This is a genomic window from Halomonas almeriensis, assembly GCF_030409235.1.
GTDB classification, from domain to species: Bacteria; Pseudomonadota; Gammaproteobacteria; order Pseudomonadales; family Halomonadaceae; genus Halomonas; species Halomonas almeriensis.
The window spans coordinates 170,061-182,802 of sequence record NZ_JAUFPO010000006.1; the positions used below are offsets into that span (position 1 = coordinate 170,061).

Consider the following 12,742-nt stretch of genomic DNA (forward strand, 5'->3'; position numbering starts at 1 on the left):
GGGCCGGCAGGATCGCGGTATTCAGTAGCGGGGGGGTTGCGCCGGAGGAGTCTGGCCGGATTTGAGACCGAAATCCTCCGAGAGGGTGCCGCGGTTGCCATCGGCATAATCGCGCGGTGCGTCCACGTCATCCTTTTGCTCGTCGGCCTGCTTCAAGTCCGGCTGGCTGGGTTGTGGCGAGTCCAGGCGCACTGCCGAGTCGTGGATCTCCTCCTGGAGGCTGCGCCCACTCGCCAGCAGGGCCGAGAGGAGGTTGTCGGCACGCTCGAAATGTTCGCTCAGCTGGCTGCGCAGCTCGGCCAGCTCACGATCTCGCTCCGCCAGGCGCTTGCGCAATTTCTGGGCACTTCGCGCGCCGCCATTGAGCAGATGATAACCCAGTGCGCCAATGCCGACGCCGGCCAGCAAACAGGCGATGACCAGCATTTCGTTGATGTTGCCTAATTCCACGTGCTTCTCCCTGTATCGTCGTTCGGCCTGACGTGGTTCATGGATCGGGGAAATCTCAGGCGCCATTATAGAGCCCGGGCCAGCGTCGGGGTCAACGCCGGCAATGTCAGGACGGGCAGGGAGGCGTATAATGGCGTTTTCGACAGCAGTCCAGAAGGGATGGTGAACAATGCCCCACAGCGACCCTGCCACGCCGTTCGATACCTCCTCGGCGACGTCGCCGCTGCAGCGCTACCGTGCGGACCTGGAGCGCGAAGGCTTCGAGCATGATACCGCCCAGGAGCAGGCCGTTCAGCATCTGCAGCGCCTGCATGACGAGCTGCTGACCACCCCGCGTGAACCTGCCGTCAGGGGAGCGTCGGAGGGGTCGAGCTGGAAGGCCAGGGTGGCCGGTCTGTTCGGCCGCCAGGCCTCGTCATCCCGGGCGCCGATGCCCGCGATCCAGGGCTTGTATTTCTGGGGCGGTGTCGGCCGCGGCAAGACTTACCTGGTGGATGCGTTCTACGAGTCGCTGCCCTTTGACGAAAAGATGCGCACGCACTTTCATCGCTTCATGCAACGGGTTCACGACGAGCTGGAGCGCTACAAGGGGCGCACCAATCCGTTGACGCTGGTCGCCGAGCAGCTTGCCTCCGAGGCCCGGGTGATCTGCTTCGACGAATTCTTCGTCAAGGACATCACCGATGCCATGATCCTGGCCAACCTGCTGGAAGCCCTTTTTGCCCGTGATGTGGTGCTGGTGGCGACCTCCAACATCGAGCCGGCCGAGCTTTACAAGGATGGCCTGCAGCGTGCCCGCTTTCTACCGGCCATCGACCTGCTCGAACGCCACTGTGAGGTCGTCAATGTCGATGCGGGCGTCGACTACCGGCTGCGCACCCTGGAGCAGGCGGAGATCTTTCACTCGCCCCTGGACGATGCCGCTGAGGCCGAGCTTGAGCACAGCTTTCATTCCCTGGCAGGGGGCGAGGGCCGTCAGGACCTGGCCATCGAGGTCAATCACCGCCAGCTGGCAACGCGGCGCCAGCATGAAGGCGTGGTGTGGTTCGAGTTCAGCGAGCTGTGCGATGGTCCTCGCAGCCAGAACGACTACATCGAGCTGGCCCGCGAGTATCACAGCGTGCTGGTCTCCAATGTCACCCGCATGGACGCCACCACCGACGACCTGGCCCGACGTTTCATCAACATGGTCGACGAATTCTACGACCGCGGTGTCAAGTTGCTGATGTCCGCCGAAGCCCCGGCCGAGCAGCTTTACCAGGGCGGCAAGCTGGAATTCGAGTATCAGCGCACCCTCTCGCGGCTGCAGGAAATGCAGTCCCACGACTACCTCGCATTGCCGCACAAGCCATGACCCTTCGGCCGAGTTTCGAGTTGCGAGCTTCGAGTTTCGTGCCTCGGCGAGGTATGCTCTGCCCGCATCTCGCATCTCGCATCTCGCATCTCGCATCTCGCACCTCGCATGCTTCGCGATTGCCATGCCCGTCGCGCATCGTGTAGAATGCTCGCTCGCTCAACCGTTGTGGCCTGCTCACACAGAGTCGGGCGGCAACCAAGAAAAATAGGGATGGTCCTGTCGCGGTGCGCCGCCAGGGCTCAACGCATCAATTTGGTGATTCACCCATGAAGACGTTCACTGCCAAACCGCAGTCCGTCCAGCGCGACTGGTTCGTCGTTGACGCCGCGGACAAGACGCTTGGTCGACTGGCCACGGAAATCGCTCGCCGCCTGCGTGGCAAGCACAAGCCGGAATACACCCCGCATGTCGACACCGGCGACTACATCGTCGTGATCAATGCCGAGAAGGTGAAGGTCACCGGTAACAAGACGACCGACAAGCAGTATTATCGCCACACCGGCTATCCGGGTGGTCTGCGCTCGATGAGTTTCGAACAGATGATCAATCATGCCCCCGAGCGGGTCATCGAGTTCGCGGTCAAGGGCATGCTCCCGAAGGGTCCGCTGGGTCGTGCCATGCACTCGAAGCTGAAGGTATACGCCGGCACCGAGCACCCCCACGCCGCCCAGCAGCCGCAAGAACTGAACATCTGAGGGAGTCTTCGCCATGACACAACAGTATTACGGAACCGGTCGCCGCAAGACCTCTACCGCCCGCGTCTTTCTCAAGGCGGGCACCGGCAAGATCACCGTCAACAACCGTGAGCTGAACGACTACTTCGGTCGTGTCACGGGGCACATGGTGGTTCGCCAGCCTCTCGAGCTGACCGAGACACTGGACCAGTTCGATGTGTATGTCACCGTCCAGGGTGGTGGTGGTTCGGCTCAGGCCGGCGCCATCCGTCACGGCATCACGCGTGCCCTGATGCAGTACAACGAGGACTTCCGCAAGCCACTGCGCGATGCAGGTTACGTGACGCGCGATGCCCGTGAAGTCGAGCGTAAGAAAATCGGTCTGCGCAAGGCGCGTCGTCGCCCGCAGTTCTCCAAGCGTTAAGCCGATTCGCTTGCCGATCCAAGCGCCCGGACCCTGCGGTCCGGGCGTTTTTTTATGTCCGGGCTTCACCGCTGACGCTTGCGTGAAAGACGCGAGTGCGGCTTGGGCGAATTGGTTCTATGTTTAGTAGCAGCAGCTGGCATCAGGAGGCAGTGTCTGACCGGTTGTCAGGCAGTCGGGATGAGCCCAGCCCGGTGCTGACAGGGCCCGCAGGGCCGTTTGAGGCAGCACCCGGCTGACCCTATCGCATCCGTGTGCTGCGAGGGCCATTCGAAGGAGAGGTCTGTGCATGGCTGAAGATGGCGTAAACAGGGGCAGGCGTCGCTTTCTTGTCGCGGCCACCACCATGGTCGGCGCTGCTGGCGCGGCGGCCGTTGCGGTGCCGTTCCTCTCGGCCTGGAAGCCGAGCGCCGAGGCGCGGGCCGCCGGTGCGCCCGTCAAGGCCGATATCTCCAAGCTCGAGCCCGGCCAGCGCATGGTCGTCGAGTGGCGGGGCCGGCCGGTATGGATCCTTGACCGCTCCGCCGAGATGATCCGGCGCACCGAGGCGCTGGGCGAGGATCGCCTCGCCGATGCGGCCTCCAGCAACCCGCAGCAGCCGGATTATGTCAGCGGGCCGTTGCGTTCCATCCGCCCGGAGATCGGCGTCTTCGTGGGTATCTGTACCCACCTTGGCTGTTCGCCCGTGTTTCGTCCCGAACCTAGCGCCGAGGGTGTGGGCGTCGATGACTGGCCGGGGGGCTTCTTCTGCCCCTGCCATGGGTCGCGCTTCGATCTGGCCGGGCGGGTCTTTCGCAATGTCCCGGCACCGCTCAATCTGGAGGTGCCGCCTTACCACTTCGAGAGTGACTCGGTCATCGTGGTGGGGCTCGGTGAAGGCGAGGAGGTGGGTTGATGGAACGCTCCGACAAGCCCAAGGCGGAGCGCGGCCTGATGCGCTGGGTGGATGATCGCTTCCCGGCGACGCAGATGCTGCGTGAACATCTCACCCAGTATTACGCGCCGCGCAATTTCAATTTCTGGTATTTCTTCGGCTCTCTGGCGCTGCTCGTGCTGGTCAATCAGATTCTCACCGGGGTCTGGCTGACCATGACCTACACACCAACGGCGGAGGAGGCCTTTGCCTCCGTCGAGACCATCATGCGCGATGTGGAGTGGGGCTGGCTGATCCGCTATCTCCATACCACCGGGGCCTCGGCGTTCTTCGTGGTGATCTATCTGCACATGTTTCGCGGCCTGCTGTACGGGTCCTACAAGGCGCCGCGCGAGCTGGTCTGGGTGTTCGGCATGGCGCTCTACCTGGCCCTGATGGCCGAGGCCTTCATGGGCTATCTGCTGCCCTGGGGGCAGATGTCCTACTGGGGTGCCCAGGTCATCACCTCGCTGTTCTCCGCCATACCGGCCATCGGTCCGGGACTCGCCGAGTGGATCCGGGGCGACTACCTAGTGACGGGGATTACCCTCAACCGCTTTTTTGCCCTGCACGTGGTGGCGCTGCCCATCGTGATCCTGGCGCTGGTGGTGCTGCACATCGTGGCGCTGCACGAGGTGGGCTCCAACAACCCGGATGGTATCGATATCAAGGCCAGACGGGATGCCGACGGCAAGCCGCTGGACGGCATTCCCTTCCACCCCTATTACACTCTCAAGGACCTGGTGGGAGTGGCGGTCTTTCTCTTCGTGTTCTGTGTGGTGGTGTTCTATTTCCCTGAAGGCGGAGGCTACTTCATCGAGCAGCCCAATTTCGAGCCCGCCAACCCCTTGCAGACGCCGGACCACATCGCCCCGGTATGGTACTTCACGCCCTTCTACGCCATTCTGCGCGGCGTCACCTTCTCGCTGTTTGGCCTGGAGGCCAAGTTCCTCGGTGTGGTGGCCATGGGGTTTGCCATCGCCGTGCTGTTCGTCCTGCCCTGGCTGGACCGCAGTCCGGTCCGCTCCATGCGCTACAAGGGCTGGATGTCGCGGGTCATGCTGGGGTTGTTCGTTGTCTGCTTCACCACACTCGGGGTGCTGGGCGTGCTGCCGTCCACCGAGACCCGGACGGTCATCGCGCAGATATGCACCCTGGGCTATTTCGCCTATTTTCTGCTGATGCCTTTCTACACTCGGTTGGAACCGACCCGGCCCTTGCCGGAGAGGGTGACGGACTGATGAAAAAATCCCTGTTGATACTCTGTGTGATCTGGCTGCCGATGACGGCCCTGGCGGCGGGCGGTGACACCGCGGGACTGCGAAGCATGACGCCGGCTCTGCAGGACAAGGCCTCCTTGCAGAATGGCATGCAGCTTTTCGTCAACTACTGCATGGGCTGTCACTCCCTGCAGTATCAGCGCTTCTCCAGGGCCGCCGAGGACCTGGACATTCCTCGCGGGCTGGTCGAGGACCATCTGATCCTGGCCGAGGAGCAGGCCTTCAACGACCAGATGCAGATTGCCATGGATGCGCAGCAAAGCGGCACCTGGTTCGGCAAGGCGCCGCCGGATTTGACGCTGGTGACTCGTCTGCGCAGCAGTGACTGGCTGTACTCCTATCTGCTGAGTTTCTATCGCGATGCCGAGCAGCCCACCGGGGTCAACAACAGTGTCTTTCCCGCGGTCGCCATGCCCAATGTGCTTGAACCTCTGCAGGGCGTTCAGCAGCGGGTCTGTCACGACGGGGATTGCCAGCTTGAGCTGGTCGAGCAGGGGCGTCTGTCACCGGACGCCTTCGAGCGAGCCATGTTCGACCTGACCAATTTTCTCGTCTATGTCGGTGAGCCCTCCCGCCTCAAAGCTCAGGCGCTGGCCCCCAAGGTGCTGATTTTCCTGGCGGTCTTCGCGTTGCTCGCATATTTTCTGAAACGCGAGTACTGGCGAGATATTCATTGAGACGCCGATGATACCTTGAGAGATTCCACGACACCCCCGCCAAGGTTGGCTCGTGTTATGATGGCGTGACGAACTGATGCGAGGGTTGTTTCATGGGTGTAGTGACCAAGCGGTCATCGATGATCTTCTATTCCGGCGGCGATGACCACTGCAGTCATCGGGTACGTATCGTCCTGGCGGAAAAGGGCGTTGCCGTGGACGTTGTCGAGGTCAACGAGGATAACCATCCCGAGGAGCTTGCCGACCTCAATCCGTACAACAGTGTCCCTACACTGCTTGATCGCGACCTGGTGCTGTATGAGTCCAAGGTGATGATGGAGTACCTGGACGAGCGTTTCCCGCATCCGCCCTTGTTGCCGGTGTACCCGGTAGCACGTGCCCAGAGCCGGTTGTGGATGCACCGGTTGGAACGCGAGTGGTGCCCGTTGGTCGAAAGGATACACGGTGGCTCCAAGAAGGAAGCCGACAAGGCGCGCAAGGAATTGCGCGAGAGCCTGGTTGGCATCTCGCCGATTTTCGAGGACATGCCGTACTTCATGAGTGATGAGTTTACTCTCGTGGACTGCTGTCTGGCGCCGATTCTGTGGCGTCTGCCGTCCCTGGGGATCGAGCTGCCGGAAAAACAGGTGCAGCCCCTGGTGGAGTACATGGAGCGTGTCTTCGAGCGAGACGGTTTCAAGGCAGCGCTGAGTGAAGCCGAGCGCGAGATGCGGCCGTAAATTTCATATGCGATCGACTCAAGAGGGCCGAATGACGATGCATTCCAGCCGACCCTATATTGCCCGAGCACTCTATCAATGGTTGCTCGACAACGACCTGACGCCTCATGTCGTGGTGGATGCCGAGAAGGAGGGCGTCGAGGTTCCCCGTGATGCTGTCCAGAATGGGCAGATTGTTCTTAATCTGGGGGTTTCGGCCATTCGCGACCTGTCCATGGAGAATGATGCCATCGCCTTTTCGGCGCGCTTCGATGGCAAACCGACCCAGCTGATGGTGCCCATGGAGGCACTGATTGCGATCTATGCCCGCGAGAATGGTGTCGGCATGGTCTTCGGTCACGAGCCCGAGATGCCCGAGGAAGAGGAATCCGAAGCGCCACAGGCCGAGCAGGACGAAACCGGTCCGGCGCTGGCCAGCGTCGATGACACCGCTGACACTGATGGCGACAGCCATACCGACGAGGGCCAGGCGCCCAAGAAGGCTCGGCCCTCCCTGCGCGTCGTCAAGTGACAGGGCATTCTGCTCGTCTTCAGAGGCGCTGCCCCGTGGTAGAGGCGTTGAGGGATGGATCAAGAAAACGGCAGGCCTCGAGTCTGCCGTTTTTTATGGCGTCCACTGGCCAGGTCAGTCGAGGTAGTCGAAGACCTTGGTGATGCGCTGCATGCCGCCGGCGCTTGATGCCACCGAGACAATACGCTCGGCCTCGGCACGGCTGACGATACCCATCAGGTAGACGGTTGCGTTCTCGGTCACCACCAACAGGCGGCTTTCGTCGACGGCTTCATTGGTCGCCAGGGCGGTGCGCACCTTGGTGGTGATCCAGGTGTCGTTGAGTCGCTGTGAGTTTGGCAGGTTGGCGGCAATGCTGAGCTCGTTGTGTACCTTGCGAACATTGCGGACCTGTTGCGCCACCTCGCCGGCCATGGTCTTGAGCTCCTGGCTGGGCACCTGGCCGGTGAGCAGCACGACACCATTGAAGGTGTCCACATTGATGCGGGCATCGTCGAGACGGGCATCGGTGGCGCCGAGGTTGCGGTCGATCTTGTCCTCGATATTGCCGTCCTCGACCTTGGTGCCCTCGGTACGCTGGCCGTAGTTCTCGTTGACGGGACCGTCATTCATGGCCGCGCATCCGGACAGGGCCATCACAACGATTAGGGTCAGGGCAGTGCTCAGTGTTTTGTAGCTCATGGGTTACTCGCTTGGGCCGAAGAGTTGTTCGTCGATCAGGTCGCACAGGCAGTGGATCACCAGCAGGTGGACTTCCTGGATACGTGCAGTCGTGGTGGCCGGTACTCGAATCTCGCAGTCGTCCTGCCCGAGCAGGGAGGCCATGTTGCCGCCGTCCCGGCCGGTCAGCGCCACCACCGTCATTTCCCGGTCATGCGCCGCCTGAATGGCCTGGATGACATTGCCCGAGTTGCCACTAGTGGAGATGGCCAGCAAGACGTCGCCGGGTTGGCCCAGTGCACGAATCTGCTTGGAGTAGACATCGTTGTAGGTGTAGTCGTTGGCGATGGAGGTCAGCGTCGAGGTGTCGGTGGTCAAGGCTAGCGCTGGCAGACTAGGCCGCTCCCGTTCGAAGCGGTTGAGCAGTTCCGAGGAGAAGTGCTGGCTGTCACCGGCACTGCCGCCATTGCCGCAGGCCAGGATCTTGCCTTCGGTGACCAGCGCTTGAACCATCATTTGACTGGCGACCTCGATGAAGGGCGGCAGTACCTCGCTGGCATAGGTCTGGGTATCGATGCTGGCGTTGAAGTGTCCGAGAATGCGAGTCTGGAAATCCATCTTGGCTTCCTGGTCCTTGGGTCAAAACGCTTCGAAGGCTCCGGCCACCCAGTCGAAATCGAGCTCGGGAGGCCGGCCGGAGACGGCCAGCACATCGAAGCGGCATGCACATGATAGCCCGTTGCGCTGAAGATAAAAACGCGCCGCCTTGATCAGGCGGCGCTGCTTGGTCGTGGTGATGGTTTCCAGAGGGTGGCCGTGACGTGCCGAGGCCCGGTGGCGCACCTCGACGAACACCAGCGTCTGGCCATCGCGCATGATGATATCGAGCTCGCCACCCTTGGCATGCTGATTGGTGGCGACTAGTTCCAGTCCTTGTGCCACCAGCCAGTCGGCGGCTAGGCGCTCGATATGGGCGCCGCGGTGGCGCGCATCAGGGCAGCTCATCACCGAGACTTTCCGTTGTCATCATGGGTTGTGGCGTACCGTCGCGGAAGCGCGCCCAGGGAAGCTGGCGCTGGATACGCCCATCCTCGGCCGCTGACAGCGTGCCGGTGGCACCGAACAGCTTGCTGCCCGGCAGAGCCCGGAAGAGGGGCAGGCGCCGCCCCAGTTCATAGGCATCCACGCCCATGGCCATGAGGCGAAACATCGAGGGCTCGGAAGATTCGTGGAGCTTGCGGTAGGTCTCGGCAAAGGGCAGGGCGTCTTCACCGCCGACGGCGGCATCCGGAATCTGCCAGGGAATGTCGACGAAGCTCACGCCGTCGAGGTCCTTGTCCAGGCGAGGTTGCAGGCGCCCGTTGTAGAGATGCGAGGTGGCATAGACCGGCAGGTCGGCCGCGCTGTAGTACTCGAGCGTCGGCGGGATCTGGCGTGCATAGTCGGGCAGTGCCAGCAGGAAGATCATGTCGGGCTGCGGCGAGCGGGCCGCGCGCCGTGTGCTCTCGGTGGCGGACTGTTCAGGGTTGTAACGCTCGGTGGCGGTGATCTCGCCGTCCTGCGCTTCCCAAGTGCCTCGGAAGGCGGCGCTGACGCGTCGTCCCCATTCGTTGTCAGGCACCAGGATGGCCGCGCTGTTCAAGCCATCGAGCCGCCCGCGACGTGCCACCTGGCGGGCTTCATTTTCCGCCGACAAACCGTATTGAAAGAGCCCCTGGGCCTGGTTGCGCTCCGCTGTGCCATAGTTGAGGGCCAGTGTCGGCAGGGGGACCTGCTCCCGCTTTTCCAGGCGATTGACCAGGTCCTTGTCGAGTGGGCCGATGACGGCCTGGGCGCCGAGATCCTGAGCCTTTTGGTACAGTGCCTCGATGTCGCCCGTGCTCGAATCGATGAAACTCAGCTCCGGCCCGGGGTTGCCGACGCTTTGTCGATGGCTGCGCAGTCCTTCTTCGATGGCATCGGCGACGCGCTCGAGCGGGCCGGATTCGGGGAGCAGAACGGCCAGGTGGCGGACCTCGCTGCCCTGGAGGTCGCGAAGGGCGCGAATCTTTGCGGGAAGCTGGCGGGCGGCAGGGTGATCCGGGTACTCGATGCGCCAGTCTTCCAGTTCGCGGAACAACTGCTCCAGGCTGGTGCTGGCGCCCCGCGTCACATCGGTCAGGGCGAGCCACGCCTGGGTGTTGGCTTGCTGGCTGTTGCGCAGCTTGTCCAGCGAACGGCCGGGCAGGCTGGAAAGCTGATCCCAGATGGGGTCATTGAGCTCGGCGTCATCGTTGGCGGCCTGCAGACGTAGAAAGGCGGCTGCCGCCGGCAGGGGCTGATCCAGCTCGTCGAGCGCCCGGGCCAGGCGGCCCAGCAGCAGATTGGCCTGTTCGCGCGGCGGAGTGTCGTCCTTGAGCAGGCGACCGGCCTGTACCACGGCCTGGGGATCGTTCTGGGACTCGCCCAGCTCGGAAAGCAGCATGGCCCAGCGGCGACGCTGTTCGAGGGAAAGTTTCGCCGAGTCGAGGTTTCGGGCGACTTCCAGCGCCTGGGGTGCGCGGCCCTGGCGTGCTAGGATGTTGGCGGCTTCCAGGCGGGATTCAGCCGCTGCGGCAGGTGCCTGCTCGCCGGCGGCCTGCAGTAGCTGATCCGGGTCATCCGCAGGCTGGCGCTGTGTCTTGCTGGGTTGCGTGCCACAGCCAGCCAGCAAGAGTGCCAATAACAGGGCGGCCATCAGGCCGCGAAACGAAATCTTCATCGATCCTTCCTTGTCGCATGGTGGCAGAAAGCATCCCAGGGGGCCGAAATGTCAGACGCGTTAGTAGGGTCATTGTACGTGGTCGCCACGCCGATTGGTAATCTCGAGGATCTTTCGCCTCGGGCGTCCCGCCTGCTCGGCGAGGTGGCTCTGGTGGCCGCCGAGGATACCCGCCACACCGCGCGGCTCCTGCGCCATCTGGGGGTGTCGCCGTCGCTTATCTCCTTGCATGAGCACAACGAGGCGGGCCGGGTCGAACAGATTGATCGGCGCCTGGCGGACGGCGAGGATGTGGCGCTGGTCAGCGATGCCGGCACTCCCTTGATCAGTGACCCCGGCTTTGTGCTGGTGCGCGAGCTGCGTGCCCGGGGGCGTCGCATCGTGCCGGTGCCCGGCGCCTGTGCCCTGGTAGCGGCACTGTCGGCAGCCGGGCTGGCCACCGATCGCTTTCTCTTCAGCGGTTTTCTGCCGGCCAAGGGAGGTGCCCGTCGCGGGCGACTCGAAGCCCTGCAGGATCACCAGGCCAGCCTGGTCTTCTATGAATCACCGCATCGCATACACAACACCCTGGCGGATCTGGCCCAGGTGTTCGGCGAGCGGCGGCTGGTCCTGGCCCGTGAGCTCACCAAGACCTTCGAAACCTTCCTTGACGGCACGGCTGCCAGCCTGATTGAACGCCTGGCGTCGGATCCGGATCAGGCGCGCGGCGAATTCGTCATCATGGTCGAGGGGGCTCCGCCGCGCGAGGTCAATGAGAGCGTCCAGGTGGAGTCGGATAGACTGCTGGAGTGTCTGCTCGCCGAGGGCGTGGGGGTCAAGCAGGCTGCCGGCTGCGTGGCACGCTTGCTCGGCGGCCCCCGCAAGGCCTGGTACGCCCGGGCGCAACGCCTCAAGGACGGGGATTGAGAGGGGGGCGCGGCACTGTTATGCTACGGCTCGGGAGTTGGCCAGACAGTCGCCGCCGAGCGCCATGTGCGTTTCGGGGGAGGAAAGTCCGGGCTCCACAGGGCGGAGTGCCAGGTAACACCTGGGCGGCGTGAGCCGATGGAAAGTGCAGCAGAGAGTAGACCGCCTACGTCTCCCGCGGGAGGCCGGTAAGGGTGAAAGGGTGCGGTAAGAGCGCACCGCGCGCCTGGCAACAGTGCGTGGCACGGTAAACCCCACTCGGAGCAAGGCCAAATAGGGACCCGACGGCGTGGCCCGCGCTGGGTCCGGGTAGGTTGCTTGAGGGCGTCGGTGACGGCGCTCCTAGACGAATGACTGTCCTCGACAGAACCCGGCTTATCGGCCGACTCCCGTCATTTTCGGTAATCGTAAAAGATTATGCCCCTGCCGTCGCCCCGGCGAACGGTCCTTCCGAGTCACCACGAGAGCCGCATGTCGTCACCCGCTTCCGAACACGCCCCGCGCGGATTCCGCCATGCCAGCGTTCTGCTCGATGGTGCAGTCGATACCTTGATTCACGACCCGGCCGGGCATTACCTGGATGGCACCTTCGGCCGTGGTGGGCACTCGAGAGCGATCCTCCAGCGCTTGGCGCCCGAAGGTCGCCTGCTGGCGATGGACCGTGACCCCCAAGCGGTTCAGGAAGCGGCGGCGATCGATGACCCGCGCTTTTCCATTGCCCGCGGGGAGTTTGCGGACCTGGGGCAGCTCGCCGAGGCTCGCGGCCTGCATGGCAAGCTGAACGGGATTCTGCTGGATATCGGCGTGTCGTCGCCGCAGCTCGATGACCCGGAGCGCGGCTTCAGTTTTCTGCGTGACGGCCCGCTGGACATGCGCATGGATCCGGATCATGGCCAGAGTGCTGCCGACTGGCTGGCGCGTGCCGACGAAGCCGAGATTGCCCGGGTGTTCAAGACCTATGGCGAAGAGCGATTCGCGCGGCGACTGGCCAGAGCCATCGTGGCGCGACGCAGCGAGCAACCTTTTACGCGCACTTCTGACCTGGCCGAGGTCATCAAGACGGCACACCCCGCCTGGGAGAAGGGCAAGCATCCGGCGACGCGAGCCTTTCAGGGGCTGCGCATCCACATCAACGGCGAGCTCGATCAGTTGGAAGCCGCCCTGGACGCCGCCCTGGAAGCGCTGGCACCCGGCGGTCATCTGGTGGTGATCAGCTTTCATTCGCTGGAAGATCGTCGCGTCAAGCGCTTTATACGCGATCACGTCCGGGGCGACACGCATCTGCCGCGTGGCGTGCCACTGCGGGATGACCAGATCGAGCGCCGTCTGGAGGCCCTGGGCAAGGCGCGGCGCGCCAGCCCGGAAGAGGTCGAGGACAATCCGCGCGCTCGAAGTGCTGTCATGCGAGCAGCACGTAAACGTTATTGAGGG

Annotated in this window: 15 protein-coding genes and 1 other RNA gene; 11 read left to right on the forward strand and 5 right to left on the reverse strand. The window is 63.3% G+C overall.

What is annotated here, in order from left to right:
* Positions 1-21: 21 nt before the first annotated feature.
* Entirely contained in the window at positions 22-450 is a 429-nt protein-coding gene (locus QWY74_RS04715) for a Z-ring associated ZapG family protein (protein WP_264825557.1), read from the reverse strand.
* 169 nt (positions 451-619) lie between these two features.
* Here QWY74_RS04715 and zapE point away from each other — a divergent pair, with 169 nt between their 5' ends.
* The 8 genes from zapE to QWY74_RS04755 all read left to right on the forward strand — a co-directional run bounded on the left by zapE (position 620) and on the right by QWY74_RS04755 (position 7,005).
* Positions 620-1,804 carry a cell division protein ZapE gene (gene zapE, locus QWY74_RS04720; RefSeq protein ID WP_264825558.1) on the forward strand — a complete coding sequence of 395 codons (1,185 nt, stop codon included), beginning with the start codon at positions 620-622 and terminating at the stop codon, positions 1,802-1,804.
* A gap of 269 nt (positions 1,805-2,073) precedes the next feature.
* A complete protein-coding gene (rplM, locus tag QWY74_RS04725; protein WP_264825560.1) occupies positions 2,074-2,502 on the forward strand; it encodes a 50S ribosomal protein L13 in 429 nt (142 codons plus the stop codon).
* Between the two features lie 13 nt (positions 2,503-2,515).
* The gene (rpsI, locus tag QWY74_RS04730; protein ID WP_264825561.1) at positions 2,516-2,905 is read left to right on the forward strand and encodes a 30S ribosomal protein S9; all 390 of its coding nucleotides are present in this window, start codon (positions 2,516-2,518) and stop codon (positions 2,903-2,905) included.
* Positions 2,906-3,194: 289 nt separating this feature from the next.
* Entirely contained in the window at positions 3,195-3,800 is a 606-nt protein-coding gene (gene petA / locus QWY74_RS04735) for a ubiquinol-cytochrome c reductase iron-sulfur subunit (RefSeq protein ID WP_264825562.1), read from the forward strand.
* Positions 3,800-5,059: a cytochrome b gene (locus QWY74_RS04740; protein ID WP_264825563.1), complete on the forward strand. Its 1,260-nt coding sequence runs from the start codon at positions 3,800-3,802 to the stop codon at positions 5,057-5,059. Before petA ends, QWY74_RS04740 begins: the two co-directional genes overlap by 1 nt.
* Positions 5,059-5,775 (forward strand): cytochrome c1, encoded by a 717-nt coding sequence (locus QWY74_RS04745; protein ID WP_264825564.1) that lies wholly within the window; start codon positions 5,059-5,061, stop codon positions 5,773-5,775. Before QWY74_RS04740 ends, QWY74_RS04745 begins: the two co-directional genes overlap by 1 nt.
* 92 nt (positions 5,776-5,867) lie before the next feature.
* Complete coding sequence (sspA, locus tag QWY74_RS04750; protein ID WP_264825565.1) at positions 5,868-6,494, forward strand: stringent starvation protein SspA; 627 nt, start codon at positions 5,868-5,870, stop codon at positions 6,492-6,494.
* Positions 6,495-6,531: 37 nt separating this feature from the next.
* The gene (locus QWY74_RS04755; RefSeq protein WP_264825644.1) at positions 6,532-7,005 is read left to right on the forward strand and encodes a ClpXP protease specificity-enhancing factor; all 474 of its coding nucleotides are present in this window, start codon (positions 6,532-6,534) and stop codon (positions 7,003-7,005) included.
* A gap of 114 nt (positions 7,006-7,119) precedes the next feature.
* Here the strand turns inward: QWY74_RS04755 and QWY74_RS04760 are convergent, their stop codons facing one another.
* Genes QWY74_RS04760 through QWY74_RS04775 form a run of 4 tightly spaced genes read right to left on the reverse strand, consistent with a single transcriptional unit; the run spans position 7,120 to position 10,405 of the window.
* Positions 7,120-7,686 (reverse strand): BON domain-containing protein, encoded by a 567-nt coding sequence (locus QWY74_RS04760; RefSeq protein ID WP_264825566.1) that lies wholly within the window; start codon positions 7,684-7,686, stop codon positions 7,120-7,122.
* A gap of 3 nt (positions 7,687-7,689) precedes the next feature.
* A complete protein-coding gene (locus QWY74_RS04765) occupies positions 7,690-8,283 on the reverse strand; it encodes a phosphoheptose isomerase (protein WP_264825567.1) in 594 nt (197 codons plus the stop codon).
* A 21-nt stretch (positions 8,284-8,304) separates the two neighbouring features.
* Positions 8,305-8,670, reverse strand: coding sequence for a YraN family protein (locus QWY74_RS04770; RefSeq protein WP_264825568.1), 366 nt, complete (start codon positions 8,668-8,670; stop codon positions 8,305-8,307).
* Positions 8,657-10,405 (reverse strand): penicillin-binding protein activator, encoded by a 1,749-nt coding sequence (locus QWY74_RS04775; RefSeq protein WP_264825569.1) that lies wholly within the window; start codon positions 10,403-10,405, stop codon positions 8,657-8,659. The genes QWY74_RS04770 and QWY74_RS04775 overlap by 14 nt, the downstream gene beginning before the upstream one ends.
* A gap of 48 nt (positions 10,406-10,453) precedes the next feature.
* Here QWY74_RS04775 and rsmI point away from each other — a divergent pair, with 48 nt between their 5' ends.
* The 3 genes from rsmI to rsmH all read left to right on the forward strand — a co-directional run bounded on the left by rsmI (position 10,454) and on the right by rsmH (position 12,739).
* Positions 10,454-11,311 (forward strand): 16S rRNA (cytidine(1402)-2'-O)-methyltransferase, encoded by an 858-nt coding sequence (gene rsmI / locus QWY74_RS04780; protein ID WP_264825570.1) that lies wholly within the window; start codon positions 10,454-10,456, stop codon positions 11,309-11,311.
* A gap of 33 nt (positions 11,312-11,344) precedes the next feature.
* Positions 11,345-11,705, forward strand: an RNA gene (gene rnpB, locus QWY74_RS04785) — RNase P RNA component class A.
* A 77-nt stretch (positions 11,706-11,782) separates the two neighbouring features.
* Positions 11,783-12,739 (forward strand): 16S rRNA (cytosine(1402)-N(4))-methyltransferase RsmH, encoded by a 957-nt coding sequence (gene rsmH / locus QWY74_RS04790; RefSeq protein WP_264825571.1) that lies wholly within the window; start codon positions 11,783-11,785, stop codon positions 12,737-12,739.
* The last annotated feature ends 3 nt before the right edge of the window (positions 12,740-12,742 follow it).

Coding starts and splice junctions, on each gene's coding strand:
- rsmI (WP_264825570.1), top strand. CDS start 10,454: ATGTCAGACGCGTTAGTAGGGTCATTGTACGTGGTCGCCACGCCGATT.
- sspA (WP_264825565.1), top strand. CDS start 5,868: ATGGGTGTAGTGACCAAGCGGTCATCGATGATCTTCTATTCCGGCGGC.
- QWY74_RS04740 (WP_264825563.1), top strand. CDS start 3,800: ATGGAACGCTCCGACAAGCCCAAGGCGGAGCGCGGCCTGATGCGCTGG.
- zapE (WP_264825558.1), top strand. CDS start 620: ATGCCCCACAGCGACCCTGCCACGCCGTTCGATACCTCCTCGGCGACG.
- petA (WP_264825562.1), top strand. CDS start 3,195: ATGGCTGAAGATGGCGTAAACAGGGGCAGGCGTCGCTTTCTTGTCGCG.
- rpsI (WP_264825561.1), top strand. CDS start 2,516: ATGACACAACAGTATTACGGAACCGGTCGCCGCAAGACCTCTACCGCC.
- QWY74_RS04770 (WP_264825568.1), bottom strand. CDS start 8,670: ATGAGCTGCCCTGATGCGCGCCACCGCGGCGCCCATATCGAGCGCCTA.
- QWY74_RS04755 (WP_264825644.1), top strand. CDS start 6,532: ATGCATTCCAGCCGACCCTATATTGCCCGAGCACTCTATCAATGGTTG.
- QWY74_RS04760 (WP_264825566.1), bottom strand. CDS start 7,686: ATGAGCTACAAAACACTGAGCACTGCCCTGACCCTAATCGTTGTGATG.
- QWY74_RS04775 (WP_264825569.1), bottom strand. CDS start 10,405: ATGAAGATTTCGTTTCGCGGCCTGATGGCCGCCCTGTTATTGGCACTC.
- rplM (WP_264825560.1), top strand. CDS start 2,074: ATGAAGACGTTCACTGCCAAACCGCAGTCCGTCCAGCGCGACTGGTTC.
- QWY74_RS04745 (WP_264825564.1), top strand. CDS start 5,059: ATGAAAAAATCCCTGTTGATACTCTGTGTGATCTGGCTGCCGATGACG.
- QWY74_RS04765 (WP_264825567.1), bottom strand. CDS start 8,283: ATGGATTTCCAGACTCGCATTCTCGGACACTTCAACGCCAGCATCGAT.
- rsmH (WP_264825571.1), top strand. CDS start 11,783: ATGTCGTCACCCGCTTCCGAACACGCCCCGCGCGGATTCCGCCATGCC.